Annotated in this window: 32 protein-coding genes and 1 pseudogene; 15 read left to right on the forward strand and 18 right to left on the reverse strand. The window is 64.5% G+C overall.

All coding sequences use genetic code 11. The annotated features are described in order from the left end of the window. The first annotated feature begins 326 nt into the window (after positions 1-326). Positions 327-1,346 (forward strand): Gfo/Idh/MocA family protein, encoded by a 1,020-nt coding sequence (locus AC0L4C_RS02470; RefSeq protein WP_473401936.1) that lies wholly within the window; start codon positions 327-329, stop codon positions 1,344-1,346. On the opposite strand, the gene AC0L4C_RS02475 is transcribed toward AC0L4C_RS02470, so the two are convergent. Genes AC0L4C_RS02475 through AC0L4C_RS02495 form a run of 5 tightly spaced genes read right to left on the reverse strand, consistent with a single transcriptional unit; the run spans position 1,343 to position 6,578 of the window. Then, positions 1,343-2,182 (reverse strand): dipeptide ABC transporter ATP-binding protein, encoded by an 840-nt coding sequence (locus AC0L4C_RS02475; protein ID WP_473401938.1) that lies wholly within the window; start codon positions 2,180-2,182, stop codon positions 1,343-1,345. The two genes, AC0L4C_RS02470 and AC0L4C_RS02475, sit on opposite strands and share 4 nt — an antisense overlap. Next, entirely contained in the window at positions 2,179-3,021 is an 843-nt protein-coding gene (locus AC0L4C_RS02480; protein ID WP_473401939.1) for an ABC transporter ATP-binding protein, read from the reverse strand. Before AC0L4C_RS02480 ends, AC0L4C_RS02475 begins: the two co-directional genes overlap by 4 nt. 2 nt (positions 3,022-3,023) lie before the next feature. After that, positions 3,024-3,923 (reverse strand): ABC transporter permease subunit, encoded by a 900-nt coding sequence (locus tag AC0L4C_RS02485; RefSeq protein ID WP_473401940.1) that lies wholly within the window; start codon positions 3,921-3,923, stop codon positions 3,024-3,026. Then, the gene (locus tag AC0L4C_RS02490; protein WP_473401941.1) at positions 3,923-4,930 is read right to left on the reverse strand and encodes an ABC transporter permease subunit; all 1,008 of its coding nucleotides are present in this window, start codon (positions 4,928-4,930) and stop codon (positions 3,923-3,925) included. The genes AC0L4C_RS02485 and AC0L4C_RS02490 overlap by 1 nt, the downstream gene beginning before the upstream one ends. Before the next feature lie 52 nt (positions 4,931-4,982). Further along, entirely contained in the window at positions 4,983-6,578 is a 1,596-nt protein-coding gene (locus AC0L4C_RS02495; protein WP_473401942.1) for an ABC transporter substrate-binding protein, read from the reverse strand. A gap of 229 nt (positions 6,579-6,807) precedes the next feature. On the opposite strand from AC0L4C_RS02495, the pseudogene AC0L4C_RS02500 reads away from it, so the two are divergent. The 4 genes and pseudogenes from AC0L4C_RS02500 (at position 6,808) to AC0L4C_RS02515 (ending at position 9,179) form a co-directional block, all read left to right on the forward strand. Then, positions 6,808-7,193, forward strand: a pseudogene (locus AC0L4C_RS02500) (VOC family protein). 71 nt (positions 7,194-7,264) lie between these two features. After that, the gene (locus tag AC0L4C_RS02505) at positions 7,265-8,212 is read left to right on the forward strand and encodes an aldo/keto reductase (protein WP_473401943.1); all 948 of its coding nucleotides are present in this window, start codon (positions 7,265-7,267) and stop codon (positions 8,210-8,212) included. Continuing rightward, on the forward strand, positions 8,209-8,706 hold the full coding sequence (locus AC0L4C_RS02510; protein WP_473401944.1) for a hypothetical protein: 498 nt from the start codon (positions 8,209-8,211) through the stop codon (positions 8,704-8,706). Before AC0L4C_RS02505 ends, AC0L4C_RS02510 begins: the two co-directional genes overlap by 4 nt. Further along, positions 8,703-9,179, forward strand: coding sequence for a hypothetical protein (locus AC0L4C_RS02515; protein ID WP_473401945.1), 477 nt, complete (start codon positions 8,703-8,705; stop codon positions 9,177-9,179). Before AC0L4C_RS02510 ends, AC0L4C_RS02515 begins: the two co-directional genes overlap by 4 nt. On the opposite strand, the gene AC0L4C_RS02520 is transcribed toward AC0L4C_RS02515, so the two are convergent. From AC0L4C_RS02520 to AC0L4C_RS02545, 6 genes are all read right to left on the reverse strand, one after another. Beyond that, on the reverse strand, positions 9,164-9,895 hold the full coding sequence (locus tag AC0L4C_RS02520) for an SDR family NAD(P)-dependent oxidoreductase (RefSeq protein WP_473401946.1): 732 nt from the start codon (positions 9,893-9,895) through the stop codon (positions 9,164-9,166). The genes AC0L4C_RS02515 and AC0L4C_RS02520 overlap by 16 nt on opposite strands. 166 nt (positions 9,896-10,061) lie before the next feature. Beyond that, positions 10,062-10,559: a 2,4'-dihydroxyacetophenone dioxygenase family protein gene (locus AC0L4C_RS02525; RefSeq protein ID WP_473401947.1), complete on the reverse strand. Its 498-nt coding sequence runs from the start codon at positions 10,557-10,559 to the stop codon at positions 10,062-10,064. Positions 10,560-10,645: 86 nt separating this feature from the next. Then, entirely contained in the window at positions 10,646-10,936 is a 291-nt protein-coding gene (locus AC0L4C_RS02530; protein ID WP_473401948.1) for a putative quinol monooxygenase, read from the reverse strand. 10 nt (positions 10,937-10,946) lie between these two features. Then, positions 10,947-11,885, reverse strand: coding sequence for a Gfo/Idh/MocA family protein (locus AC0L4C_RS02535; protein WP_473401949.1), 939 nt, complete (start codon positions 11,883-11,885; stop codon positions 10,947-10,949). A gap of 236 nt (positions 11,886-12,121) precedes the next feature. Then, positions 12,122-12,469 carry a VOC family protein gene (locus tag AC0L4C_RS02540; protein ID WP_473401951.1) on the reverse strand — a complete coding sequence of 116 codons (348 nt, stop codon included), beginning with the start codon at positions 12,467-12,469 and terminating at the stop codon, positions 12,122-12,124. A 4-nt stretch (positions 12,470-12,473) separates the two neighbouring features. Next, entirely contained in the window at positions 12,474-13,727 is a 1,254-nt protein-coding gene (locus tag AC0L4C_RS02545) for a glycerate kinase type-2 family protein (protein WP_473401952.1), read from the reverse strand. 274 nt (positions 13,728-14,001) lie between these two features. Between AC0L4C_RS02545 and AC0L4C_RS02550 the strand changes: the two genes are divergently transcribed. The 5 genes from AC0L4C_RS02550 (at position 14,002) to AC0L4C_RS02570 (ending at position 16,815) form a co-directional block, all read left to right on the forward strand. Continuing rightward, complete coding sequence (locus AC0L4C_RS02550) at positions 14,002-14,703, forward strand: DUF1045 domain-containing protein (RefSeq protein ID WP_473401953.1); 702 nt, start codon at positions 14,002-14,004, stop codon at positions 14,701-14,703. Continuing rightward, positions 14,703-15,839 carry an alpha-D-ribose 1-methylphosphonate 5-triphosphate diphosphatase gene (locus tag AC0L4C_RS02555; RefSeq protein ID WP_473401954.1) on the forward strand — a complete coding sequence of 379 codons (1,137 nt, stop codon included), beginning with the start codon at positions 14,703-14,705 and terminating at the stop codon, positions 15,837-15,839. Before AC0L4C_RS02550 ends, AC0L4C_RS02555 begins: the two co-directional genes overlap by 1 nt. Then, positions 15,839-16,390 carry a phosphonate metabolism protein/1,5-bisphosphokinase (PRPP-forming) PhnN gene (gene phnN / locus AC0L4C_RS02560; protein WP_473401955.1) on the forward strand — a complete coding sequence of 184 codons (552 nt, stop codon included), beginning with the start codon at positions 15,839-15,841 and terminating at the stop codon, positions 16,388-16,390. Before AC0L4C_RS02555 ends, phnN begins: the two co-directional genes overlap by 1 nt. A 73-nt stretch (positions 16,391-16,463) precedes the next feature. After that, positions 16,464-16,613 (forward strand): hypothetical protein, encoded by a 150-nt coding sequence (locus tag AC0L4C_RS02565; protein WP_473401956.1) that lies wholly within the window; start codon positions 16,464-16,466, stop codon positions 16,611-16,613. After that, complete coding sequence (locus AC0L4C_RS02570) at positions 16,606-16,815, forward strand: hypothetical protein (RefSeq protein WP_473401957.1); 210 nt, start codon at positions 16,606-16,608, stop codon at positions 16,813-16,815. Before AC0L4C_RS02565 ends, AC0L4C_RS02570 begins: the two co-directional genes overlap by 8 nt. Here the strand turns inward: AC0L4C_RS02570 and AC0L4C_RS02575 are convergent. From AC0L4C_RS02575 to AC0L4C_RS02595, 5 genes are all read right to left on the reverse strand, one after another. Beyond that, positions 16,812-17,054 carry a hypothetical protein gene (locus AC0L4C_RS02575; RefSeq protein ID WP_473401958.1) on the reverse strand — a complete coding sequence of 81 codons (243 nt, stop codon included), beginning with the start codon at positions 17,052-17,054 and terminating at the stop codon, positions 16,812-16,814. The two genes, AC0L4C_RS02570 and AC0L4C_RS02575, sit on opposite strands and share 4 nt — an antisense overlap. Positions 17,055-17,147: 93 nt before the next feature. After that, the gene (locus AC0L4C_RS02580) at positions 17,148-17,360 is read right to left on the reverse strand and encodes a hypothetical protein (RefSeq protein WP_473401959.1); all 213 of its coding nucleotides are present in this window, start codon (positions 17,358-17,360) and stop codon (positions 17,148-17,150) included. A gap of 537 nt (positions 17,361-17,897) precedes the next feature. After that, positions 17,898-19,706: an ABC-F family ATP-binding cassette domain-containing protein gene (locus AC0L4C_RS02585; RefSeq protein WP_473401960.1), complete on the reverse strand. Its 1,809-nt coding sequence runs from the start codon at positions 19,704-19,706 to the stop codon at positions 17,898-17,900. A gap of 128 nt (positions 19,707-19,834) precedes the next feature. Continuing rightward, the gene (rirA, locus tag AC0L4C_RS02590; RefSeq protein WP_473401961.1) at positions 19,835-20,305 is read right to left on the reverse strand and encodes an iron-responsive transcriptional regulator RirA; all 471 of its coding nucleotides are present in this window, start codon (positions 20,303-20,305) and stop codon (positions 19,835-19,837) included. Between the two features lie 145 nt (positions 20,306-20,450). Further along, positions 20,451-21,497: an aldo/keto reductase gene (locus AC0L4C_RS02595; protein WP_473401962.1), complete on the reverse strand. Its 1,047-nt coding sequence runs from the start codon at positions 21,495-21,497 to the stop codon at positions 20,451-20,453. A 528-nt stretch (positions 21,498-22,025) separates the two neighbouring features. Here AC0L4C_RS02595 and AC0L4C_RS02600 point away from each other — a divergent pair. Continuing rightward, a complete protein-coding gene (locus tag AC0L4C_RS02600; RefSeq protein WP_473401963.1) occupies positions 22,026-23,048 on the forward strand; it encodes a PAS domain-containing protein in 1,023 nt (340 codons plus the stop codon). Here the strand turns inward: AC0L4C_RS02600 and AC0L4C_RS02605 are convergent. Both AC0L4C_RS02605 and AC0L4C_RS02610 read right to left on the reverse strand, forming a co-directional pair. Beyond that, positions 23,045-23,686: an NrsF family protein gene (locus tag AC0L4C_RS02605; RefSeq protein WP_473401964.1), complete on the reverse strand. Its 642-nt coding sequence runs from the start codon at positions 23,684-23,686 to the stop codon at positions 23,045-23,047. The genes AC0L4C_RS02600 and AC0L4C_RS02605 overlap by 4 nt on opposite strands. Further along, positions 23,683-24,225, reverse strand: a complete 543-nt coding sequence (locus AC0L4C_RS02610) for a sigma-70 family RNA polymerase sigma factor (protein WP_473401965.1) — start codon at positions 24,223-24,225, stop codon at positions 23,683-23,685. The genes AC0L4C_RS02605 and AC0L4C_RS02610 overlap by 4 nt, the downstream gene beginning before the upstream one ends. A gap of 160 nt (positions 24,226-24,385) precedes the next feature. Between AC0L4C_RS02610 and AC0L4C_RS02615 the strand changes: the two genes are divergently transcribed. From AC0L4C_RS02615 to AC0L4C_RS02630, 4 genes are read left to right on the forward strand one after another with little or no spacing between them, the layout of a single operon-like run. Further along, entirely contained in the window at positions 24,386-24,673 is a 288-nt protein-coding gene (locus tag AC0L4C_RS02615) for a BufA1 family periplasmic bufferin-type metallophore (RefSeq protein ID WP_473401966.1), read from the forward strand. A 55-nt stretch (positions 24,674-24,728) separates the two neighbouring features. Beyond that, positions 24,729-25,601 carry an MNIO family bufferin maturase gene (bufB, locus tag AC0L4C_RS02620; protein WP_473401967.1) on the forward strand — a complete coding sequence of 291 codons (873 nt, stop codon included), beginning with the start codon at positions 24,729-24,731 and terminating at the stop codon, positions 25,599-25,601. Then, positions 25,598-26,371: an HvfC/BufC N-terminal domain-containing protein gene (locus AC0L4C_RS02625; protein ID WP_473401968.1), complete on the forward strand. Its 774-nt coding sequence runs from the start codon at positions 25,598-25,600 to the stop codon at positions 26,369-26,371. The genes bufB and AC0L4C_RS02625 overlap by 4 nt, the downstream gene beginning before the upstream one ends. Beyond that, on the forward strand, positions 26,355-26,849 hold the full coding sequence (locus tag AC0L4C_RS02630; protein ID WP_473401969.1) for a DoxX family protein: 495 nt from the start codon (positions 26,355-26,357) through the stop codon (positions 26,847-26,849). Before AC0L4C_RS02625 ends, AC0L4C_RS02630 begins: the two co-directional genes overlap by 17 nt. Positions 26,850-26,861: the final 12 nt, after the last annotated feature.

A 26,861-nucleotide genomic window follows, 5' to 3' on the forward strand; every position in this document is an offset into this window, starting at 1 on the left:
CAGGTTCTGTTCATCGACGCCGAAGGCGGATGGACTGCCAGGCAAGAGTTGGGGCAGGCGGATGAAACCCAAATCATCCACCTGCCCCACTGTCCGCTGCGACGTGACTGACTAGGTTTTGCAGCAACGGATCGACCTGGACGCGACCGGAAGTGACCTGCCCCGCGCCCTCGGTGCGACACAGAAGGGAGGATTGTGGCGCGATTTGGAGCGCCGTCGGTCACAATCGTGACTGTAAGCAATTAATTGGCTGGGCTGGCTTTTTGGCTTTTGGGTTGCGGCTGATCGGCCACACCGGCATGGTCGCCCCAGACAAGGAGACTGGCATGTTCGGCATTGGTATCGTAGGCGCGGGAATGGCAAGCAAGCCGCACGCGCTGGCTCTCAAATCTCTCTCTGACCGGGTCGCCGTGCGTGGTGTCTACCGGCGCGACGCTGCCAAGCGGCAGGCCTTTGCCGATGAATACGGCTTTCCGGCCGCGCCCAGTTACGAAGCCATGCTGGCCGACCGGGATACGCATGCGATCCTGCTGCTGACAACGCCGAACGCGCGTGAGGACCTGGTTGCTGCGGCAGCCAGGGCCGGCAAGCACGTGCTGATGGAAAAGCCGGTGGAGCGAACCACGGCCGCAGCCGAACGAATCGTCGCCACTGCCGACGCCGCGGGGATCCAGCTCGGCATCATCTTCCAGCACCGGTTTCGCGCCGCTTCCAAGAAGCTCGCCCAACTGCTGTCCGAGGGCACGCTGGGCGCGCTGCAGGCGGTGCAACTCTCGGTGCCGTGGTGGCGGCCGCAGAGCTATTATGACCAGCCCGGTCGCGGCACCGTGGCGCAGGATGGCGGCGGCGTGCTGATGACCCAGGCAATCCATCCGCTCGATCTGATGCTCAGCCTGACCGGTCCGGTGAGCGAGGTGTCGGCGATCGCCACGACTACCGGCCTGCACAAGATGGAAACCGAGGACTTTGTCGGCGCCGGACTACGCTTTGCCAATGGCGCGACGGGCGCGCTGATGGCGACGACAGCGTTCTACCCCGGCGGGGCGGAAGTGCTGACGCTGGCCTGCGACAGGGCCGTGGCGACGCTTTCGGGCGGGGTCCTCAAGCTCGACTGGCTCGATGGCCGCAGCGAGAGCTTCGGCGAGGCCAAGACCGCCTCGGGCAGCGGCGCCGATCCCATGGCCTTTCCATTCGACTGGCATGCGGCGCAGATCGCCGAGTTCGTCGAGGCGGTGGAGGCCGGGCGGGCACCGCTGTCGAACGGTCATACCGCCTTGCAGGTGCACCGGCTGATCGACGCGCTCATGGCCTCGAGCCGCGAGGGCAAGCGGGTCAGCGTCGGCTAGGCACTGGCAGCCAGTGCGGCGCGCCTGGCGAGGCGCGCCTTGATGCTTTCGACGTCGGCCCGCGGCGTCGCGGCAAAGAGCTGCCTGGTGTAGTCGTGCTGGGGATTGGCAAAGACGCTCTCGCGGCTGCCATATTCCACGACTTCGCCGAGATACATGACCAGCACATCGTCGGCGATGTAGCGCACCACCGAGAGGTCGTGGCTGATAAACACATAGGTCAGCTGGAACTCGTCCTGCAGGTCGGCAAGAAGGTTCAGAATCTGGGCCTGCACCGAGAGATCGAGGGCCGAGACGGGCTCATCGAGCACCAGCAGCGACGGGTTCAGCATCAGGGCCCGGGCAATGGCGATGCGCTGACGCTGGCCGCCCGAGAACATGTGCGGATAGCGGTTGAAGTGCTCGGGGCCGAGGCCGACCTTGACCAGCATTTCCATGGCGCGATCGCGGCGCTCGGCCTTGGGCGTGTCGGTGTTGAGCATCAGAGGCTCGGACAGCACGTCGCCGATCTTCTGGCGCGGGTTGAGCGAGCCATAGGGGTTCTGGAACACCATCTGCACCTTGCGGCGCATCTCGGCGGTGACGCCGGTCTTGCCGATATCGATGGGGGCGCCATCGATGAACAGTTCGCCCGAAGTTTGCCGGTCGATCATGGTGAGGATGCGCGCCAGGGTGGATTTGCCCGAGCCGCTTTCGCCCACGATGGCCAGTGTCTTGCCCTTTTCGAGGGTGAAACTGATGTTGCGGTTGGCGGCGACAAACCGGGGCTTGCCGAAGAGGCCACCGCCGACGCGGTAGTCGCGATTGAGATTGCGGCCTTCGAGGACGACGGTCATGCGAACCCGCCTTCGGCCGAGAAATCGCCGGTAATGGTCGGCAGCCGGTCGCCAGTGGCGTTCTCGGGCAGGGCCGACAGCAGGGCGCGCGTATAGGCGCTCCTGGGGGCGGTGAAGAGTTCGAGCACGCCGGCCTCCTCCATCTTGCGGCCCTTGTACTGGACAACGACGCGATCGGCAGTTTCGGCGACAACGCCGATATTGTGGGTGATCATGATCAACCCCATGCCGTGGCGGGCCTGCAGCGACACCAAGAGGTCGAGGATCTGTTTCTGGATGGTGACGTCGAGGGCCGTGGTCGGCTCGTCGGCGATCAGCAGTTTGGGATTGCAGGCAACGGCCATGGCGATCATGACGCGCTGGTTCTGCCCGCCCGAGAGCTGATGCGGGAAGGCACCGAGGCGGCTTTCCGGATCGGGGATGCCGACCTGGTCGAGCAGTTCGATGGTGCGGGCGCGGCGCCGCTTCTGATCCATGCCAAGGTGGAAGCGCAGCACCTCCTCGATCTGGAAACCGATGGTGAAGCAGGGATTGAGGCTGGTGGTCGGCTCCTGGAAGATCATGGCGACGTCCTTGCCGATGATCTTGCGCTTGTCGGCGGCCGACATGGCCAGCAGGTCCACGCCGTCAAAGCTCATGCGATCGGCCGTCACCGTGGCGGTGGAGGGCAGCAGGCCCATGACCGAGAGCATGGCCACCGATTTGCCCGAGCCGCTTTCGCCGACAATGGCCAGCACTTCGCGGGCCTCGACATGCAGGTCGATGCCCTGCACGGCGTGAAAGATGCCGACCGAGGTGTCGAAGGTGACCGAGAGGTTTTTGACTTCAAGCAGGGACATGGTCAGCTCCGCTTGAGCTTGGGATCGAGAGCATCGCGCAGGCCGTCGCCGATCAGGTTGATGGCGAGCACGGTGATCAGGATGGCGAGGCCGGGCATGGTGACAATCCACCAGGCGGAGGTGATGAACTCGCGGGCCTTGGCCAGCATGGTGCCCCATTCGGGCGTCGGCGGCTGCGCGCCCATGCCGAGGAAGCCGAGCGCCGCTGCCTCGAGAATGGCGTTGGAAAAGCTGAGCGTTGCCTGGACGATCAGCGGGCCGAGGCAGTTGGGCAGGATGGTGACGAACATCAGCCGCAGGTTCTTGGCGCCGGCGAGGCGGGCCGAGGTCACGTAGTCGCGGCTCTTTTCCGACATCACGGCGGCGCGGGTCAGGCGGGCGAAATGCGGCTGCAGCACCAGCGCGATGGCCAGCATGGCATTGAACAGGCCAGGGCCGAGAATGGCGACGAGCACCAGCGCCAGCAGCAGCGAGGGGAAGGCGAGGATGATATCCATCACCCGCATGATCACGGCATCGACCCAGCCGCGGAAATAGCCGGCGAGCAGGCCGAGCGTCACGCCCACCAGCATGGCACCGATGACGACGACAAAGCCGATGAACAGCGAGTAGCGGGCGCCGTGGATGAGGCGGGAAAGGATATCGCGACCGACATCATCGGTGCCGAGGAAATATTCCGGGCGCGTGCCGCCGGCCCAGGGCGGCGGCATGCGGATGGCGTCGCGGAACTGCTCCTCTGGCGAAAACGGCGCCAGCAGGGGCGCAAAGATTGCCACGAGGATCAGCAGGACGAAGACGATCAGCCCGAGGACGGCGCCCCGGTTGACGGAGAAATAGTACCAGAACTCGCGCAGGGCGGCGAAGCGGCTGGTCTGGACGACGGGGGTGAGTTCAGTGCTCATCACTGCACCCGGATGCGCGGGTTGATGACGGCGTAGAGAATATCAACGATCAGGTTCACGGCCATGACAATCAGCGCGATCAGCAACAGCCCGGATTGCACCGAGACGTAGTCGCGCTTGGAGATGGAATCGATCATCCACTTGCCGATACCGGGCCAGGAGAAGATCGTTTCGGTGAGAATGGCGCCCGCCATCAACAGGCCGATCTGCAGGCCGATGGTGGTGACGACGGGGATCAGCGCATTGCGGAAGGCATGCAGGCCGACAACACGGCCGGGAGACAGGCCCTTGGCCTTGGCGGTGCGGACATAGTCCTCGCCCAGCACCTCGAGCATGGCCGAACGGGTCTGTCGGGCGATGACGGCGAGCGGAATGGTGCCCAGCACGACCGATGGCAGGATGAGGTGGCGCACTGCCGAGACGAAGCCATCGGGCTTGCCGGCCAGAAGGCTGTCGATCAGCATGAAGCCGGTGACGCGCGGGAAGAAAAAGCTCAGGTCGATGCGGCCCGAGACCGGAGTCCAGCCAAGGTAGCCGGAAAAGAAGATGATGAGCAGCAGCCCCCACCAGAAGATCGGCATGGAATAGCCGGTGAGCGCCACGCCCATGGTCAACTGGTCGAACCATGAACCGCGCTTGATGGCGGCAAAGATGCCGGCAGGGATGCCGAGCGCAATGGCGATGAGCATGGCGAACAGCGCCAGCTCCACCGTCGCGGGGAAAAGCGTCAGGAATTCGTTGATGACGGGGCGCTTGGTCGCGAGCGAGATACCGAAATCGCCCTGCAGGATGCCGCCCACGTAGTTGAAATACTGCTCCCAGATCGGGAGATTGTAGCCGAACTGCTCCTTGAGGATGGCGTAGCGCTCGGGCGTGATGCCGTGCTGGCCGGCCATGGCCTCGATGGGATCACCGGGCAGCAGACGGATGAAGGCGAAGGCGGCGATCGTGATACCGATGATGGTCGGCACGATCAGCGCGAGTTTTTGCAGGATATATCGGATCATCTAGGTGTGCCAAAGGGCAGCGCCAGAGACGGCGCTGCCCTCCGGAATGGCCTTATTCAGCGACGTCGACGTTGTCGAAGCGGTGAATGCCCAGCGGGTCCATGGTGAAGCCGAGAACGCGCTTGTTCATCGGCATGAAGACCTTGGAGTGAGCGAGCGTCAGGGCCGGCTCTTCGGCTTTGAAGATTTCCTGAGCCTTGGTGTAGAGCTCGGTCCGCTTGGCCTGATCGGAGGTCTTCTTGGCATCCTGGATGGCCGCCTCGAACTCGTCATTGCACCAGCTCGAGTAGTTGGACACGCCAATGGCCGAGCAGGAGAACAGGGTGGCGAAGAAGTTGTCCGGATCACCATTGTCGCCGGTCCAGCCGATCTGGAACGCACCCGGGCGATCTACGGCCTTGCCGCGCTGACGATACTCGGTCCACTCGTAGGTGACGATGTTGGCGGTGACGCCGACAGCGGCCCAGTCGGACTGGATGAGTTCAGCAATACGCTGCGCATTGGGGTTGTACGGACGGCTGACCGGCATGGCCCAGAGGTCGATGGTCAGATCGGCGACACCGGCGGCGTCGAGCATTTCCTTGGCCTTGACCGGGTCATAGACGTCGGCCGGGATGGCGTCGTTGTAGGACCACATGGTGGGCGGGATCAGGTTCTTGGCGTCCTGGCCGGCACCCTGGTAGACGGCATCAATGATGGCGGCCTTGTTGATGGCCATCGAGAGCGCCTTGCGGACGTCCTTGTTGTCCATCGGGGCGACGGTCGTGTTGTACGACATGTAGCCGATGTTGAGGCCTTCCTGCTCCATCACGGTCAGGTTCGAGTCAGACTGCAGACCGGCAATATCGGCCGGAGCGGGGTAGCTCATGACGTCGCATTCGCCGGCCTTGAGCTTCTGCGCACGCACCGCAGGATCGGTGGTGATGGCGAAGATCAGGTCATCAATGGCCACCTTGCCGGCCCAGTAGTCGGCGAAGGCCTGGTACCGGATGACGGCGTCGGTCTGGTAGTCGAGATACTGGAACGGGCCGGTGCCGACGGGCTTGTTGGCGAAGTCGGCGAGGTTGCCGGAAGCCAGCACCTGGTCAGCATATTCCTTGGAGACGATGGAGGCGAAATCCATGCCCAGGTTGGCGATCATCGGCGCGTTCGGCTCGGTGAGCGTCATCTTGACGGTCAGGTCATCGACCTTTTCCAGCGAGGCGAGGAACTTGGGCATGTCCATGCCCTGGAAGTAGTCCCAGCTCAGGCCTTCGAGATAGGTGTAGAAGGGGTTGTTTTCCTTCCACTGACGCTCGAACGAGAAGATCACGTCATCGGCGTTCAGCTCGCGGGTCGGCGTGAAATAGGACGTGGTGTGGAACTTGACGCCCGGACGCAGATGGAAGGTGTAGGTCAGGCCGTCGTCGGACACTTCCCAGCTCTCGGCCAGGCCCGGCTGCACGGCGGTGCCGCCATGCTCGAACTCGACGAGGCGGTTGTAGATGGTGCGCGAGGACGCGTCGAAATCGTTGCCGCCGGTCGTCGGACCGGGGTCGAAATGCGCCGGGGAAGCCTCCGAGCAGAATACGAGCTGCTTGGCATAGGCACTTCCGCCCATGACCGCGATCAAAGCGGTCGCGGCGAGCAGGGTTTTCATCAATTTCATGATGTTCGTCTCCCGAAAAATATTACGTCGCTGGCTTTGCACCTGCGACTTGGGCGGCAGAAAAGCGTTTTTTCCCAGGCAGCGCAACGACAATATTATGCTGTCAAACAGGCCTGATCCGGCTTGTTGATGCTCTGGTGGAAACTGCCGGCGGGCCGCGCTCCGCTTCGGCGAGGGCTATGTCATTGCAATATTTGACCAAATGGTCAAGATGCGGTGAGGAGGCGCCATGATGCAATCGATAACCACCGTCACTCTGGTTGTCCGGGACTACGGCGAAGCCATCGCCTTCTATCGCGACAGGCTGGGGTTTGAACTGGTTGCCGATGTGCCGCTGGGTGACGGCAAACGCTGGGTCACGTTGGCACCGAAGGGCGGCGCGGGTGCCCGGCTGCTGCTGGCGCAGGCCAACGGGGCAGAACAGGTGGCGCGGATCGGCGACCAGACCGGCGGTCGCGTCGGACTGTTTCTCGAAACCGACGATTTCGCCCGCGATCATGCGGCCTATGTGGCAGCGGGTGTGCGCTTTCTCGAGGCGCCCCGGCACGAGCCCTATGGCTCGGTGGCGGTGTTCGAAGACCTTTAAAGTGGGACCTGATCGAACCCAAGGGGTAGTTGGCAAGGGCGGCCGACCGTCCTAGTCTTGCCGTCCCTTCCTGACTGCAATCCCATCTGCGGAGACCAACATGACCAAGCGCCGCCTCGGACGCTCCGACCTGCATATCGAGCCGCTGGTGCTGGGCACCAACGTCATGGGCTGGACGGCCGACGAACAGACCTCGTTCGGGGTGATGGACGCCTTTGTGGCCGAGGGGTTTACGGCCATCGATACCGCCGACAGCTATTCGCGCTGGGTGCCGGGCAATGACAGCGACAGTGAAAAGATCATCGGTCGCTGGATGAAGGCGCGCGGCAACCGCGACAAGGTGCAGGTGTTCACCAAGGTCGGTTCGGACATGGGCCAGGGTCACAAGGATCTCAGCGCCAAATGGATCGTCGAGGAAGTCGAGGCCTCGCTGAAGCGACTGCAGACCGACTATATCGATCTCTACCAGAGCCACTGGCCCGACGAGCGGACGCCGCAGGAGGAAACGCTGCGCGCCCATGACAGCCTGATCAAGGCGGGCAAGGTGCGGTTCATCGGCACCTCCAACCATGACGAGAAGCTGCTGACCGAAGCGCTGGAGATTTCGCGGCGCGAGGGCCTCGCCCGCTACGAGACGATCCAGAACGAGTTCAACCTCTATACCCGCGACAAGTTCGAGGGCGCGGTGCAGGACATCTGCGTGCGCGAGGAGATTTCGGGCATTCACTATTACGGGCTGGCTTCGGGGTTTCTCTCGGGCAAGTACCGGACGCAGGCCGATGCCAGCAAGAGCCCGCGCGGTGGCGGCATTGTCGGCAAGTACCTCAACGAGCGGGGGCTGCGGATCCTGGCCGCGCTCGACGCCGTTGCGGCGCGGACGGGCGCGGCCCATGCCGAGATCGCGCTGGCCTGGGTGGCGGCGCAGCCGGCGGTGGCCGCGCCGATCGCTTCGGCGACCAGTGTCGAGCAGGTCGCGAGCCTTGCCCGCGGCGCCCGGCTCGAACTCAGCGCGGCCGACCTGCAGGACCTGACGAACGCCGGAAAATGAAGCCGCTCGTCAGCCTTGCCCTGTTGCTGGCGTGCTGCCCTGCCCTGGCGCAGGAGGCAGGCTGGCACTACTCGCCGCTGCCCGGTGAGGGCGACCGGGCGGCGATGGGCTGCGGCTATGGCGCCAACGCGACGGACTATGCCTGTCTCGTCGTGCGCTGCGAGGATGATTTCTCTGTCGGCCTTCACATCCATACCAGCCGGCCCGGCGGTGACGCCGGACGCTGGGGACTGGAGTTCGACAAGGGCGATCCGCGCTTTGCGGTGACGGCAGTTGCCGGCGCGCCCTACCATGCGCGGGTCGAGGGCGATGTGGCGCCGATGATCGAGGCCATCCGGAATGGCGCCATGGTCTATCTCGACCCGGCGGAAGGCGCGCCGATCGACCGGGCCATTTCGCTCTCCGGCTCGCTCTATGTGATCAACCAGGCCCTCTATTTCTGCACACCGAAGGTGGTGCCTGAAATGGAGACGGAGTCGGAGACGACAGAGTGACACGTCTGCTGCTGCGCTTCCTGCCATCGCTGTTTGCGCTGGTCTTTATCCTGATGGCCTGGGGCAGCTGGAATTTCGGCGTGCCGCCGACCTGGACGCAGTTCGCCGAACGGGCGGCGAGCGAGGTGGTGTCGTCCACCGTGGTGGAGGGCCCCTATGGCAATGGCACGACCAAATACAGTCCGACAGTGATGGTCACATGGCCGCCGGGCAGCGCGGACATCGTCGAACTGGGCAATGTGGCGCCCGAATTCTTCAGCTACAATTCCCGGGGTGCCCGGGAGGTGGCGGCGCGTTACGTGCCCGGCACACCGATCACCGTCCGCGTGTTCGAGGGCCGGCCCTATGCTGACCAGATCGAGTGGTTCAAGCTGACGCATGCCAGCTTTCTCAGCCTGATGTGCATCGTGCTGGTCGGCATCGCCTGGCTGTTTTTCAGGATCTTTCCGCCGGAGCGTCAGGCGACGAGATAGCCGCCATCGATAGGCAGGATGGCGCCGGTGATGTAGCCGGCCAGCGGCGAGCAGAGAAACAGTGCGGCCGGCGCCAGATCGGCCGGGGTGCCCCAGCGGCCCAGCGGGGTGCGGGCCATCAGTTCGGCATTGCGGGTTTCGTTGGCGCGGGGCACGGCGGTCATGGCGGTTTCGATCCAGCCGGGGGCGAGGGCGTTGACGCGGATGTTGTCGGTGGCAAAGCCCGTGGCGAGAGACTTGGTGAGGCCGGCGACGGCGTGCTTCGAAGCGGCATAGGCCGGGGCGTGAGGGGCGCCGAAAAACGAGAACATCGACCCGATATTGAGGATGGCGCCGCCCTTGAGGTGCTCACGGAAGGCATAGGCCGTGCGCATCGAACCATTGAGATTGATGTCGATGACAGTGGCAAAGCCGGTGGGAGTGTGCTCGGCGGCGCGGAGGTTCACCCCGGCGCAGTTGACCAGCACAGCGACTGATCCGATGGCGGCGGCATATTCCGCAACCGCCTCGTCGCTGCGGACGTCGAGCTGGGTGTAGCGGAAGCGCGGCTCAGCGGTGCCGGCGGCCTCGACTTCGGCCTGCGTGGCGCCGGTGGCATGGACAATGGCCCCGGCATCGGCAAAGGCGCGGCCAATGCCCTGGCCAATGCCCGAGGTGGCGCCGGTGATGACGACGGTCTTGCCGGAGTAGAATTCGGTGGCCCAGTGCGTTGTCATTTCTGGCCTTTCTTCCTTCTCCCCTTGCGGGAGAAGGTGGATCGGCCGCAGGCCGAGACGGATGAGGGGTGGTTTGTGCAATCGCGGATGCGGAGACAAACCCCTCATCCGCCCTTCGGGCACCTTCTCCCGCAAGGGGAGAAGGCGACCACGGCAGCGTCAATGATCAGCGGATGAACTGGTCGACATAGTCGGCGCCGAGGCCGTTGGCGGTGTAGTGCTTGCGGCACATGTCGATCTTGGTGAAGACGTCCTCGAAGCCGATCTGCTTGTTGTCCTTGTCGAGATAGACCATGCAGCCCGAGATGTTGAAGAAGGTCATCATCTCCGGCACGTCCTCGGGGACGGTGAGCGTGTGGATTTCGCCGGGCGGCTCGAAGACGTAGGAGCCGGTTTCCGCCACCCAGTCGTGCTCGAGATAATGCCACTTGCCCTTGATGACATAGCCATGCACGGGCTGCGGATGCAGATGCCGGCTGAGGATGCCGGCGCGGCGCACGCGCAGCAGGTTGCACCACTGGCCCTGCAGGGTATTGAGCATCAGCGGCCGGAACCAGACGCCCTCGGCCTGCGGCACCCAGACGCGCTCATCCTCGGGGACGGCGGTGACAGCAATTTCCTTTGGTGCCAGCGGGTGAGCTGAGCCGTTCAGGGTCTCATACATTTGGGGTCCTCCTCAGGAAACGCTAGAGCGCCGACGCGCGGCGCGCCAGTCCGACCATGGTCTAGACAGGCGTGACAGATCGTCCGTCAGATGCCGATGCCACCGACGGGCTCGAACTCGATGCGATCGCCGAAGCCGGCGATCAGCGGCATGGCCGTCTTGATGATGGCGGCAACGGCCGGGATATTGAGCGAGGCCCTGTGGCTCGCGGCCGAGTCCCAGATCTCGATGATGCGGATCAGGTTCGGGTCGGCCTGGTCCTTGCCGACCACGTAGCTGCGGCAGCCGGGCATATCGTTGACCGCCAAGGTCATCAGCGCGACCAGTTCGTCGCGCTTGCCCGGATGGGCGCTGAAACTGCCGATCAGTCCGAACATGCCGAGCCTCCTACCAGTTGAAATCTTCGACGTTCTCGCGAGCGCCAAGGAAGAAAGCGTCCGAGATCAGCCGCAGTGGGGCGCCGTCCATGTCGGACTTGCCCTTCTTCAGGAGCTTGGCGAAGCGATCATAGATGCCCTCGTATTCTTCCGAGGGCTGCTGGATGACCACATGGTCGTTGACGACCAGCACCGTGCCGCCCTTTTCGAGCCGCAGCTTGTTGCCCTTGCCGGTCTTGATGTCGAAGGTCCAGATTTCGCCGGTCTCCTCGAGCCAGTTGAAGCCGGCGCTCAGTCTGGGCTGGTGCTTTTCAAGGGACTTGAAGGTGATCTCGACATCGACAGGAGTCTGCCGGTTGGCCGGGTATTTCAGATGCGAGGCCTGTACGAAGACCGGAAACGGCATGATCTTGGTGAAGATCGACATGGCATTGATGCCGGGATCGCAGACGCCAAAGCCACCCGGCTCCCAGACCCAGTCCTGACCCGGATGCCATTTGCGGACGCTTTCGCGCCAGTCGATGCGGACCGAGGCGACGCCCTCCTTCTTGAGGATCTTTTTGGTTTCGTCGACGGCGGCGTTGTACTGGCTGTGCCAGGTCTGAAACAGCACCCTGCCGGTCTTCTTGCCATAGGCTACCAGATCGTCGAACTCGGTGAGTGTCTGGGTTGGCGGCTTTTCGAGCAGCACATCCTTGCCGGCGTCGAGCGCCTCGCGCACCATCTGGTGCCGGACGCTGGGCGGCGTACAGATCGACACCAGCCCGATTTCGGGCATGGCCTTGTAGAGTTCGGCCGGGGTCTTGAACACCGGCACGTCGCCGTGGCCGATGCCGCGCATGGAGACGCAGGCGGCGAGCTGGAAATCGCGCGACTTGTCGATGACCGGCAGGTGCTGGTCCTGCGAAATCTTGCCGATGCCGATGACGGCAATCTTCTTTTTGGCCATGGCGACAGGCTCCCCTTTTTGTGCCGGCACTTAAGGCGAATGGCGGTCAAAAGGGAAGCCGGGCACGGGAGTATTTTCCGGGGGGCCTCACTCCATCAGCGATCTCTAGGTCCCCCTCCCCCTTGAGGGGAGGGGTCAGGGGCGGGGGTGGGTGCGGCGGGTCGCCGATGGACCCCACCCTCGGTCCCTCCCCTCAAGGGGAAGGGAGGCGTAGACTGAGAGGCCGGTGCCTTGGCCTACTCTGCCGGTGGTTGCCAGAGTTCGATGGGATTGCCCTCCGGATCGTGAATGCGAGCGAAGGTACCGGTCTCGGGCGTATCCCACTCGGGGCGCGTTTCGACGGCAATACCGGCCGCCGTCAGTTGCGCCATCAGGCCAACCAGATCGTCAACGCGGAAATTGATCATCCACTGCCGGCCGGCGGGGAAATAGTCGGTATCGCCCGGAAACGGCGCGAAGACGGTCGGACCGGCCTCCTGCATCCAGAACCCGGAGACCCCCAGATGCGTCTGGTACCACTTGGCCAGCGCCTTCTGATCCTTGGCGCGGAAGAACACGCCGCCTATGCCCAGTGCCTTGGCCATTGTGCTACCTCACGATGATGGCGCGGAAGTCGTTGACGTTGGTGCCGGTGGGGCCGGTCATAAAGAGCCCGCCGATCTCGCGGAAGGCAGTGTAGGCGTCGTTATTGGCGAGCGCCGCCTGCGGGTCGACGCCGGCTGCCCGCATGCGCGTGGCAGTGGTGCCGTCAGCGATGGCGCCGGCATTGTCCCCTGCCCCGTCGATGCCGTCGGTGTCGGCGGCCAGTGCGGTGATGCCGGCCATGCCCTCGATGGCGATGGCGAAGGCCAGCAGGAATTCGGCATTGCGGCCGCCGCGGCCGGTGCCACGCATTGTTACGGTGGTTTCGCCGCCCGACAGCAGCAGTGCCGGCTTGGCAAAAGGCCGGTTGCGCCGCTGCACTTCCCTGGCGATGGCAGCATGCACCTTGGCCACTTCGCGGGCCTCGCCCTCGATGGCGTCCGAGAGGATGGCCGGATTGAGCCCCATGCCGCGGGCCGTTTCGGCCGCGGCCTCGAGTGATATGGCGGCCGAGGCAATGACGCGGACGGTATTATGCGCAAAGGCCGGATTGGTTGGCCGGGGCGCCGGGTTGTCATCGGAGGCCAGCAGTTCGGCGACGGATGCAGGCAGTTTCAGCCCATAGAGGGAGACGAGGTGCCTGGCTTCGGCGCGGGTCGCTGCCATCGGCACGGTGGGGCCCGAGGCGACCAGAGCCGGGTCATCGCCGGGGATGTCGGAGACCACCAGCGTGGCGACGCGGGCAGGCGCGGCGAGAGCGGCAAGGCGGCCACCCTTGATAGCCGAAATCTGGTTGCGGATGACGTTCATAACGCTGATCGGTGCGCCCGAGGCTAGAAGCGCCTCGTTGACGGCCTGCTCGTCCTCGAAGTCGAGGCCGGGCGCCGGCATTGGCAGCAGAGCCGATCCACCACCCGAAATCAGTGCCACCACCAGATCATCGTGGCTGAGTCCGGACACCCGTTCCATAATGCGCCGTGCCGCGAGGAAACCGGCGGCATCGGGCACCGGGTGAGCCGCCTCGACAATCTCGATGCGTTCACATGGCGTGGCATAGTCGTAGCGGGTGACGACAAGCCCGGAAATCTCGCCCGGCCAGGCCGCTTCAAAGGCCTTTGCCATCTGTGCCGAGGCCTTGCCGGCGCCGATGACGACGGTGCGGCCGGCCGGCGGTTTTGGCAGATGCGCCGCCACGGCCTGATCGGGCTGCGCAGCGGCCACGGCCACCCTGAAGAGAGTTTCGAGATTGTCGCGATCCATCCGTGGCCCCTTTGGAGCCGCATATTGAGACTCACGGGGGCACCGCGCAAGGACAGCGATGGCGCTCGCGGTCCGCTTTGCACGTTCATCTGCAATTCATTTTCGCGCCTCTAGGTTCCCGCCACTGCAAAGGCTGCGGCGCAAGCGGCGGTCGTGCAGCCACCCGGCATGAGCATGATGGGGCTCATGCCGGGTGTGACGATCCGGGCTTGTCAAATAGCTGTCATGCTCTTCAACTAGGCAGGCCGCTTGTCCCATCCCCCCGATTGAGCTGATGCCAGACCGTTTCGCGATCTACTATGCGCCGCCCACTACAAGCGATCTCTGGCAGCGGGCTGCACGCTGGCTCGGTCGCGATGCCGCTGCGGGACCGGTCTCCAACGAGGGCATACCGGGCATTGACGGGACGACGCTGACCGCCATCACGCCGTCGGCCTCACGCTACGGTTTTCACGCCACGATCAAGGCGCCGATGGCACTGGCCGATGGCCGGACCCAGGCCGAGCTCGAAGCTGCGGTGGAACAGTTTGCCAGCGGGCATGCACCGGTACTGCTGGGTCCGCTGGAAGTGCGCTCGCTCGACGGCTTCCTGGCGCTGACGCCGGTGCTGCAGAGCGACACGCTCACCACGTTTGCCGGTGACGCGGTCACCGCCTTCGAGCCGTTCCGGGCGCCGATGTCGGCAATCGACCGCGAGCGGCGCCTCAAAAGCGGGCTGAGCGCGCGCCAGACCGAATTGCTCGACCGTTTCGGCTACCCCTATGTGATGGAGCAGTTCCTGTTTCACATGACGCTGACGGACCGGCTCGACCCGGCCACCCTGCCGGCAGTGATGGCGGCAGCGAAAGACTGGTTCGCGCCGGTGCTGGAAGAGGCTACAATGCTGGACCGGCTGACGCTCTACACCGAGACCGGATCGGGTGCGCCATTCTGCCGGGAGACCGACTATCCGCTCAGCACGCAGGTGAAGGTCTGATGACCGAACTGAGGATTCGCAACGCCAGGATCGTGCTCGCCGACGAGGTGATCGAGGGCTCGCTACTGGTGCGCGATGGCGTCATTGCCGCCATCGACGCCGGGCCGTCGCAGACCGGCGAGGATTTCGAGGGCGACTACCTGATCCCCGGACTGGTCGAACTGCACACGGATCATTTCGAGAACCATTATCGCCCGCGCCAGGGCGTCACCTGGCACGCCATGGCGGCGCTGCAGTCGCACGACGCGCAGATCGCCGGCGCCGGCATCACCACGGTGTTCGATGCTGTCCGGCTGGGCTCCGATCCCGAGACGGGCGACATCACCGATGACGTGGCGGCACAGGTCGATGCCATTGCGCAGGCCGATGCGGAAGACCGGCTGCGGGCCGAGCATCTGGTGCATCTGCGCTGCGAATTGCCGACCGCGGACGTCTTCGAACAGTTCGATGCCCATTGCGCCAAGCCGGTGGTCAGGCTGGCGTCGCTGATGGACCATACGCCCGGTGCGCGGCAGTACACGACGCTCGACCACTACATCGCCTATTACCAGAAGCGCATGCGCTTTTCCGAAGCCGAGATGGCCCAGTACATTGCCGACCGGCAGCGCGAGCGCGGGCTCTATGCGCAAAAGAGCCACGACGCCATCCTGGCGCGCGGCCGCGAGGTCGGGCTGGCCTTTGCCAGCCATGACGACGCGACCCCGGCGCATGTCGACGAAGCCGTCGCCGACGGGGTGGTGATCGCCGAGTTCCCCACCACCATGGACGCCGCACGGGCGGCGCACGGCGCGGGCCTGGCGGTGCTGATGGGGGCGCCCAATGTGGTGCGCGGAAAATCCCATAACGGCAATATCTCTGCGAGCGAACTGGCGCGCGAGGGCGTGCTGGACGTGCTGAGCTCGGACTATGTGCCGTTTGCGCTGATGTTTGCGGCTTTCGTCCTGCCCGAGCGGATCGACACGATCACGCTGCCGCAAGCGATCTCGATGGTGACGCGCAATCCGGCCAAGGCAGCGCAGCTGGACGATCGCGGCGAGATTGCCACAGGCAAGCGCGGCGATTTGGTACGGGTGCGCAAGACCAGTTCGGCACCGGTGGTGCGTTCGGTGTGGCGGCAGGGCAAGCGAGTGAATTGATGCCGCGTCCGGGGGCTCTGGTACTGGTGGTCGGCCCGTCGGGCGCCGGCAAGGATACGCTGATGGCGGGCGCCAGGGCGGCGCTGGCCGGTGACGACGGGTTCGTCTTTGCCCGCCGGGTGATCACCCGCGATGCCGTTGCAGCGCTCGAAGACCACGACAGCATCGACCGTCAGGGATTCGAGGCGGCGAAGGCGCGGGGCGATTTCGCGCTGACATGGGACGCGCACGGGCTCAGCTATGGGGTGCCCGCCAGCATCGACCGCGAGATCGGCGAGGGCCGCACGGTGGTCATGAACGGTTCGCGGCGGATGATTGGCGACGCGCAGGCGCGCTACCCGCGCTGTCTGGTGACGTTGATCACTGCCGATCCGGCGGTGCGGGCCAAACGCCTGGCGGGACGAGGCCGCGAGACGGAGGCGGAGATCGCCGATCGGCTGGCGCATGAGGGCGCCCCGGTGCCCGACGGCGTGGAAGTGGTCCGCATCGACAATTCGGGCGATCTCGACACAGCGATAGCGGGGCTGGTGCGAGCGCTGCGACAGGCCTAAAGCCTGAGGCGCAATGAACCCGGAGCCGCCGCCGCGCGTTAGGTTCCCATCAGCGTCAACAGAGGCTATCCTCATGAACCGGAATTCGCTCTACGCCATCATCGCCGTGCTGGCGATCGCAGTGGCTGGCTTTGCCATTTACACGATGTACCAGGAGAGCCAGAACCCGGGGCTCGAGATCAAGATCGACGACAAAGGACTATCGGTGAATGGAAATGGCTGAGCTGGACGAGCGCAAGCAGACCATCCTTGAAGCGCTGGGCCGCGAGATCGCGCGACAGGCCGGGACCGACCTGAAAGAGATCGATCTCGTCCGGCTGGCCGTGGCGATCGACAGGGCTCTCGGCGGCGACGGCATCATGCCTGGCGAGGAATTCGACGACGGCAAGGAGCCGGACGAGCTCAACGCCGCCAATGACGGCTAGGCATAGAAATCCACGAGTCTGCGCGGCGTCAGAGATGCCGCCGCGGTGTCGCCGACAGCGGTGACGCGCGTTGTGTCGCGCGGCAACTCCCTGGGTGTCTTGCCCTTGAGCAGATCCGCCTCTGCCAGTTGCTCGGCCTTGACGGGATCATTGCGCGGGTTGCGCGGGTCAATGTTTTTGCGGGCGACGGCGACGTCGCACGAGGACGTGCAGGGATATCCGTTGATCACGGCGAACATGGCCCAAGGTCACGGGCGCAAGCCTAAGCGGCGGTAAATTACACGCGGTTGTGACACCGGAGCCATGGAGGAGAGGCGCGCCCGTGGGCCCGCCTACTGCGCGTGGTAGTCCCTCAGAGCCGCGCCGGCGGCCCGCTCGGCCGCTTCGACGGTCGAGAATGTCTGCCCGTCAATGCCGAAGGCGTTATAGCGCACGGCCAGAAAGCGGTAGCCTTCCGGGTCCGGGACGACAACGCCCAATGGCTCCCCGTTCACGGCGATGGTGACGGGCCTGCTGCCTGATGGCTTGTTGACTGTGTGCTGCATGAAAAGTTCTCCTGCGGCGCGTCGCTGGCGACGGCCGGGTGGTACCGAATTTGTGAGACGAACAGGTGACGGTGGGTCACATTCGTTTCGAGCGGCAACACCCGATGGCGGAGCCTACGCGTTTGTCCGAGATCCCCGACTCGGAGTGCAGTGGCTGATTTCATCGCAGTCTCCTTCCTCAGGTTCGGGCCGATGCTTCAAGCAGTCGGCCAGCGTAGTTACGCGAGATGATGGGGCGGCAGCGTGACACCCCAAGGCTTTTTGTGTGGCCATTTCCGGCCAAGGAGAATTTAGGTTCTCCGCCCGGCGAATTCAAATGGCCTTTAGTCTATGCGGCAGCATGAAGAAAAGACTCATGTTCCCAGCGCTTTGAAACCTAGCAGCTGGAAGATGAAAAAACCAGACCAGGCCGGTCTGTTTTTGCAGCGGACGGCGCAATAGTGTGCCCGCATTGCAGAGCGACGGGGAAATGCCGCGACCCTGAAGCGGGACATTCAGAGGTTCCGATTGCCTTGGGGAACCCTGAGGCGCCTTGCCTCAGCCCTCGATTTCCTCGCGGATCATCTCGAGTTCAAGCCACTCGTCCTCGGCCTTGGCCAGGGACTTCTCGGTTGCCGTCAGGGCGGCGGTGGCGGCGCTGAAGGCCTTAGGGTCCTTGGCATAGAGCTGGGGATCGGCCAGCGTCGCATTGAGCCGTTCGATCTCGGCGCGGAACTTGGCCATCTGTTTGGGCAGGGTTTCGAGCGCGTGCTTGTGCTTGAAGCTGAGCTTGCCCTTGGGGGTGGGCGGCACGATCGGGGTGAGAGGCGCAGTACGCCCTGCCTTGGCCTTTGGCGCGCCCTCGGGCGCCCGCACGCCGAAGCCGCGCTGGCTTACCATGTCGGAATAGCCGCCCGCGTATTCGGTCCAGACACCGTCGCCCTCGGCCACGATCACCGAAGTGGCGACCCGGTCGAGGAAGTCACGATCGTGGCTGACGACAATGACGGTGCCGGGATAGTCGTCGAGCATTTCCTGCAACAGATCGAGGGTTTCAAGATCGAGATCGTTGGTCGGCTCGTCCAGCACCAGGAAGTTGGAGGGCTGCGACAGGGCACGGGCCAGAGCGAGACGGCCGCGCTCGCCGCCGGACAGCTTGGCCACCGCGGTGCGGGCCTGCTCGGGGGTGAAGAGAAAATCCTTCATGTAGCCGACGACATGCTTGGGCTGGCCATTGATGGTCAGCGTATCCGAGCCGCCGCGCGTCAGGGCTTCCTTGAGGGTGGTTTCCGGCGACAGCGCCGCACGGCGCTGGTCGAGCGTCGCCAGTTCGAGGTTGGACCCCAGACGGATACGGCCGCTATCGGGCTCGAGCTCGCCGGTCAGCATGCGGATCAGCGTGGTCTTGCCGGCGCCGTTGGCACCGATGATGCCGATGCGGTCGCCGCGGATCACCCTGGTGGAGAAGTCGACAACGATCGGCTTGTCATAGGTCTTCGAGATGTGCTCGGCCTCGACCACCATCTTGCCTGATGTATCGCCTTCCGAGATCGACATCTTGACGTCGCCGACGACGCGGCGCTGGTCCTTGCGCTGCTGGCGCAGGTTGAACAGGCCTTCGAGACGGCGGACGTTGCGCTTGCGGCGGGCGGTGACGCCATAGGTCAGCCAATGCTCTTCGCGCACGATCTGGCGATCGAGCTTGTGGCGGGTCTGCTCTTCTTCCTCGAGGACAGCATCGCGCCACTCCTCGAAGCCGGAAAAACCCTTGTTGAGCCGGCGGGTGACGCCGCGATCAAGCCAGTAGGTGACGCGCGTCAGGTCAGCAAGGAAGCGGCGGTCGTGACTGATGATGACCAGTGCCGAGCGGATCGACTTCAGTTCGCTTTCCAGCCACTCAATGGCGGGCAGATCGAGGTGGTTGGTCGGCTCGTCGAGCAGGATGATATCGGGCTCGGGCGCCAGCACGCGAGCCAGGGCCGCGCGGCGGGCCTCGCCGCCGGAGAGATTTTTGGGGTCTTCCTCGCCGGTCAGGCCGAGGGCATTGAGCAGGTAGGTGGCCCGATAATGGTCGTCGCCGGCCTCCATGCCGTCCTCGACATAGGCGAGCGTGGTGGCAAAGGCGGAGAGATCGGGCTCCTGCGGCAGATAGCGGATGGTGGCACCCGGCTGCAGGAAGCGCTTGCCGCCGTCGGCCTCGATCTGGCCGGCAGCGATCTTGAGCAGGGTGGACTTGCCTGAGCCATTGCGGCCGACCAGCGCAATCTTTTCGCCGGGCAGCACCGAGAGTTCGGCAGCCTCGAGCAATTGCGTGGTGCCGAATGTCAGCGCGATGTCCTGCAGGGCGAGTATGGGCGCCGCGGCCATGGGTCAGTTCCGATTGCAAAGGGATTTGGGCGCATAGAGCACGCGCGTCGGGGACGATCAAGCCCGCCTGCCGGACAGGTGCCGGGCCGCCGAGGTTCAACTGATGGCGGGCGGACCGCCGCAAGCCATCAGTTCATGGCAATGAGGGCGGGCTCCATGTCCTCGTATTTGAGGCCGAGCTTCTCGCGCAGCGACCGGCGCTTGAAGGCCAGATCGGCGATGGTCTTGCTGTCGAGCACCTCGAAGAACGCGCCAAGGGCTTCGCGCAGGGCTGCGTTGACGTCGCAGGCATCGACCAGCGGGCAGGTCACATCGCCGCCCTCGAAGCACTCTGCCATGGCAAAGCTCTCCTCGGTCAGCTTGATGGTATCGAGCAGCGTGATCTCGCTCGCCGGCCGACCGAGCTTGATGCCGCCGTGGCGACCGCGCACGGTTTGCAGCAAGCCGTTCTCGACCAGCGGCTTGATCAGCTTGAACAGGAACAACTCCGAGATCGCATGCGCCTTGGCGATGTCGGCAATGCGGCTGAGCCCCGGCTCGCTGACCGCGCAATAGATCAGCGTGCGGATGGCATAGCTCGACTGGCGCGTCAGTTTCATGGTCGAATCCCGTTAAGTCAGGCCCGCCACTTTATAAGAGTTCTAAAGTTCGTCAAGCAAAGCTGATGGCTTTCATCAGGAATTGATCGACGAAGGCTCTGGGCGCGGCAGCCATGCCGCCACGCCCCCAAACACCCAATTGGGACTATTGGTCGAGATAGGGCCGATGCAGCGACAGATCCGCCTCGCCGAGGCGGTCGCGGGCCGTAAAGCTCTGGTGCCAGTAGGGATAGATCAGCGGCGGCCGGCTGACCTTGTCGAGGCGGGCCACCTCGTCGGCGCTCAGCGTGAGGTCCACAGCTTTCAGATTGTCCTCGAACTGCTCGATATTGCGGCCGCCGATGATCACCGAGGCGACCAGTGGCCGCTGCAGCAGCCAGGCCAGCGACACCTGGGCGCCGGAAACGCCGTGCGCGCCGGCCACTTCGTTGATCACGTCGACAATGTCCCAGAGTTTTTCCGGATCATAGATGGGCGGCTCCTTGAAGCCGGTGACCTGACGGCCACTCGATGGCGTGCTGCTGCGGGTATATTTTCCCGACAACCAGCCGCCGGCGAGCGGCGACCAGATCAGCAGCGAGACGCCCTGATCCAGCCCGAGGGGCACGAGTTCGTACTCGGCCTCGCGCGAATGCAACGTGTAGTGGATCTGCTGGGAGACAAAGCGCTGCTGATGCGCCGCGTCGGCGACCCCAAGCGCCTTCATCAGGTGCCAGGCGGAATAGTTCGAGCAGCCGACATAGCGCACCTTGCCCTGTTTGATCAGCGTATCGAGGGCCTCGATCGTCTCTTCGAGCGGTGTCTGGCCGTCCCATTGATGCACCTGGTAGAGATCGATGACATCGGTCTTGAGGCGCTTCAGCGAGTTCTCGCACTCGCGGATGATGTGCCAGCGCGACAGGCCACGATCGTTCGGCCCCTTGCCGGTGGGAAAGCGCACCTTGGTGGCCAGCAGGACGCGGTCGCGCCGCCCGTCGCTCAGGGCTTCGCCAATGATCTGCTCCGAGACCGAACTGGAGTAGACATTGGCGGTATCGATGAGATTGACGCCGTGATCGAGACACAGGTCGATCTGGCGCTGTGCCTCGCGCGTGTCGGTGTCGCCCCAGAGTCCGTCGCCACCGAACGTCGCCGTGCCAATCGCCAGCGATGACACCTTGAGCCCCGACCGGCCGAGCAATCGATAATCCATGAAATTCTCCCTTTGAAATCCGCGCAGACCCTAGAATGAGTCGGCGGCCGGATGGACACAAATGCTGCCCGGGGCGCCGGAGACGGCTTCTGCGGCACAAAAGCTGATCGGAAGTGGAAAGATTTCGGGCGCGGCCAAAAAGACTCTTCCCGAGTCGCACTTTTTCCGTTCAGATGCCGCCCGGCAAAGGCCTCCTGCTCACACCATGGATGGCCGCCACTAGCCAGCGGCAAGATTTCAGCCGCATAGCCAATAGACTAGTCGGAACAGCAATCGTTCCTCAACATGTTTTCTCGTTCGACTTTGCGTGTCTGGGGTTCTTGCTGGTCTGTTTATATATCGGCGTATTGCTGTCAGTATTGAAGCGGACTGATGCAGACGTCTGCAAGACATAGCGGTCATAGCTCCGCGGATCTGCGCCGTCATCAAGCTGACTGCCCGACTACTGCCGGGTGGTTCGAATAAGGCCCATTTGGGGGGCCGAAAGAGGGAATAGATGAAACGTTCTGACGAGGCTGATTCAGTCACATGATCAGCGAGAGGACGCCGGGCCTGAGCCCGAGTGAGTCGCTTGAACTGATCGAAGCTCATGGAATTGGGACGTGGACGTGGCTGCTGGACGCAGGCCACTTCACCTGGTCGCCAGGGATGTCGCGCATCCTGGGCGTCGAACACGCTCCCGACCGGCAGAGTCTCGATCACTTCGAGCAGTTGATCCACCCTGACGATCAGCAGGATTTCCGCAATCCCGCGCAGGTGGCAGCCAGCGACATGCTGATGGACCGCGAGTATCGCGTGCTGCGGCCTAATGGCGAGCTGTGCTGGGTGCAAAGCCATGGCAGGCTGATCCATTCCCGCGACGGGCGACCCGAGCGGCTGGTTGGCGTGGCCATGGATGTCACCGACATCCGCCAGGGCATGCTGGCGCTGCAGCAGCGCGAGGGCCTGATTGCCGCCCTGCGCGAGATGTTCGACGTCGTCATCTGGACGACCGAGGCGAACGGCGAGATCCGGGACGAGATTGAATGGTGGCGCAACACCGGCCAACGGGGGCGCGTCGGCAACTGGGACCGGCTCAATTCCGTGCATCCCGATGATCTCGACCGCGTCAAGGCGGCGTGGGAGGACGCGCTGGGTCACCGGCGCCGCTATTCGGTGGCATGCCGGGTGCTGATGGGCGACACCTATGTGCCGGTGGTGTCGACGGCGACTGCCGTGCTGGGACGCGGTGGCACACTCGAGGGCTGGATCGGCTTTACCGCGCGACAGGATTCCAGCCTGGGGGTCAAGCTGGACATGCCCTCGCCCGGGGGACCGCCGCTGTCACCCGGACAGGTGCGCGCCGCGCGCGGCTATCTCGGCTGGTCTGCCGAGCAGCTGGCCGAAAATGCCGGTGTGTCGTTCTCGACCGTCCGCCGGGTGGAAACCCCCAGCGAGCGCGGCGTGCGCGAGCAGAGCGTGGCGGCAATCCGCAAGGCGCTGGAGCGTGCCGGCATCAGCTTTTCCAGCGGCAGCGACGGCCGCACCGGCGTGTCGCTGAGGCCGATCTAGAAGCGGGCAAAGACTCGCCCGAGGACAAACCCCAGTCCGGCGAGGATCAGGATCGCCGCCGGATACCAGATCGCAACAAAGAACGGCGAGTCGTCGGTGCAATGGGCGGCGTAGAAGCTGGCGGAGATGCCGCCGGCGACGATGCCGGCCACGGCTCCCGACAGGCCCGGGCGCGTCGGCGCTCCGGTGCGCAGGGCGGCGATCATGGCGGCCAGCGGGCCCAGTCCGATCAGGGGCACGAAGGTCAGGCAGATCAGGCCGTTCTTGCCGGTAGCCGCCATCTGCCATTGGGGTGAGGGCAGGAGAAAGGCCTCGATGACTGCCATGATGGCCAGCACGGCCGGGGCGGTCGCGAGCACGGCGAAATCGACCCAGCGCACGGCGCCGGGGCGCATCAGGCGGTCGAGCAGCAGGATGCTGGTGACTGCCAGCAGCCCGGTCACCAGGAACTTGCCGACGAAGCGATAGGTCTGGGCCACGTCGGCGATGTCGGGACGCGGGCCGATGGTGGAAAAGAACACTGCGGCGGCAGTGATCACGGCGACGACCAGCGCAATGGCGATCGCCCTGCCCGGCCGCATGCGCTGACGCGGCAGGTCCGAGGCAAGTGCGGCAATAAGGTCATCGGTCTTGATCATTGCTGTCCAAACTTGGCCGCGATGGTCGCGAGCCCACGATGCAGTGCCACGCGCACTGCGGTTTCCTTCATGCCGAGGCGTGACGCCGTCTCGGGAATGCTCAGGCCTTCGACACTGATCGACTGCACCACCACCCGCTGCCCGTCCGACAGACAGGCGAGGGCGCGAGATACTTCGGCACCGCTCAGTGTCTGGCTCTCGGGTTCGGCGAGAGTCTCGGCGAAATCGGCGATATCAACCTCGACCCGCGTGCCGCGGCGGCGATAGGCATCGACGATCTTGTAGCGGGCAATGGCGAACAGCCATGGCGTCACCAGTTCGTCGGTCCGCCATGTGTGTCGCTTGAGATGAATTGCCAAGAGCGTCTCCTGCACAATGTCCTCCGCGTCGATCTGCAGATTGCTCGCCAGCTTGCGCCGGGCAACCGAACGCACCAGCGGACTGACCGCCGAGAGAAACTCGGCATAGGCCCTGTCGTCGCCGGCGAGTGCCGCCGACAACAACCGATGCAGCCGTGTCTCCTCTTGTGTGGAGGCCACCTATATCTCCCAGTTCGTAGCGCCGGCGCATTTGTTACGTCGGACGGGGCGCACGCGTCTCTCACGAACACGTGTACGGGATGAACGTAACAAATCTACCCACCGCGGCGAACTCGTTGGTGTTGGCAGGATGGACCTGCCGAAAACGAGGAGTTGTCAAATGAACCACGTCGCCACTCTCGCCCTTGCCGCTTCGCTCGCAACCGCCATCGGCGGCATTGCCACCACTGCAAGCGCTGCCGACACCGAAAAGTGCTACGGCGTCGCCCTCGCGGGCCAGAACGACTGTGCCGCCGGCCCCGGCACGACCTGCGCCGGCACATCGTCGGTCGACTATCAGGGCAATGCCTGGAAGGCCGTGCCGATGGGCACCTGCGCCACCATGGAACTGCCGGAAGGCCGCATGGGCTCGCTCGAAGCGCTTGAGCGCGACGTTCCCGCCGCCTGATCCTGCTGCAGTCGGGGGGCTCCGCGCCCCCCGCACCTTTCCGGAGGACCAACACATGCCAGCCACCGCACCAGAACAGCTTCCGCACCGCGCCGGGCTCGGCCTGAAGCCGGAGCACTATCGCGACATCATCGACACGGCGCCCGATATCGGCTTTTTCGAAGTGCACGCCGAAAACTACATGGGCGACGGTGGCCCGCCGCATCACTATCTGGAAGCGATCCGCGAGCGCTATCCGCTGTCGCTGCACGGCGTCGGGCTGTCGATCGGCGGCAATGGGCCGCTGGACAAGGCGCATCTGGAACGCCTTCGCAACCTCAACGAGCGCTACAAGCCGGAGTCGTTTTCCGAGCATCTCGCCTGGTCGACGCACGAGAGTGCCTATCTCAACGACCTGCTGCCCCTGCCCTATACGCCCCAGACGCTGCAGAACGTCATCGCCCATGTCGATGAGGTGCAGCAGGTCCTGGGACGCCGCATGCTGCTGGAGAACCCCTCGACCTATGTGCTGTTCGCCGAGTCGAGCATCGACGAGATCGAGTTTCTGGCCGCCATCGCCGCGCGCACCGGCTGCGGCCTGCTGCTCGACGTCAACAATGTCATGGTGTCGTCGGTCAATCACCGGCTCGACCCGTTTGCCTATATCGACCGCTTCCCGCTGGGGCTGGTCGGAGAGGTCCATCTTGCCGGCTATGACGAGACCGAGGACGACGCCGGCGAGCGCCTGCTGATCGATGCACATGGCAGCCGGGTCAGCCCCGATGTGTTTGCGCTGTTCCAGCATACGCTGGCCAAGGCAGGGCCGCGCCCGGTGCTGGTCGAATGGGATAATAACGTACCCGATTTCGCGACGTTGGCGGATGAGGCCGGGCGCGTCGATACAGCAATCGCCGCCAGCACGCCGGACGCCCTGAGGCGGGCATCGTGACGGTCACGCTGGAAAGATTTGCGGCGGCCGTGCTTGATCCGGCGCGGCCGGTGCCCGATGGCGTGCAGAGCCCGCGCGCCACGCCCGACAGCAAGCGCTTTGCGGTCTATCGCAACAACGTCTTCGTCAGTCTGGTCGGCGTGCTCGAAAAGCGCTTTCCGGTCACCCGCCGGCTGGTGGGCGACGCGTTTTTCACCGGCATGGCGCGCGCCTTCGCCGGGATCGAGCGGCCGGCCTCGCCGATGATGATGCGCTACGGTGACGGCTTTCCAGGCTTTGTCCGCGGCTTTCCGCCTGCCGCCGGCATCGCCTATCTCGGCGACGTAGCCGAGCTGGAGGCACGCTGGTCCGACGCCTATCACGCCGCCGATGCGACGCCACTGGCGGTTGCAGCTCTTGCCGAGATCGCGCCCGACGCCGTGGCGACGACGCGCTTTGTGCCGCATCCGGCAAGCCGGCTGCTGCGCTCGGCTTTTCCGGTCGGCAGCATCTGGGCGGCGCATCAGAGTGCCGAAGTGAAGCCGCTGACCCATCGCATGGCCGAAACGGTGCTGATCGTCCGGCCGGGGGCCGAGGTCCGCGTCCATATCCTGCCGCCGACAGACGCCGGCTTTGCCGCCGCGCTGCTGGCCGGCGCCAGCATTGGCGCGGCTGCGGCGCATGGAGCGGCGGGATTTGATCTGGGAACGGCTTTGGTCGGACTGGTCAGGCTCGGTGCCTTTGCCGGGATTCACACTGGAGGGGAGACTGACGATGTCGACGCTGACTGACTTTTTCGATCGCGGCCGCACGCTGCAGACCACGCTGGCCGGACTGCTGACCGCCCCGGCACTGCTGGCGTTGCGGGTGGCGCTCGCCATCCCGTTCTTCCGCTCGGGGCTGACCAAATGGGACGGCTTTCTCAGCCTCTCGAGCGGCGCCACCTATCTCTTCACCGAAGAGTTCAAGCTGCATTTCTTCTGGGGCGAGATGGCCTATCCGGCGCCGCTGCTGATGGCCTTCCTCGCCGGCATCGGCGAGATCGTCCTGCCGGTGCTGCTGGTGCTCGGCCTCAGCACCCGGCTGGCCGCGCTCGGGATCCTCGCCATGACCATCATCATCCAGCTCACGATTCCGGATGGATTGATCAACTTTCATCTACCATGGGCCGCAATGGCGCTGGGGCTGATAGCCTTTGGCGCAGGCGCATGGTCGCTCGACCGCTTTTTCGGCCTGGCACGCCGTGCCGCAAGACCTGTCACCCAGTAAGGGAGTTTTCCG

The sequence above is a fragment of the Devosia sp. J20-27 genome, assembly GCF_055808595.1.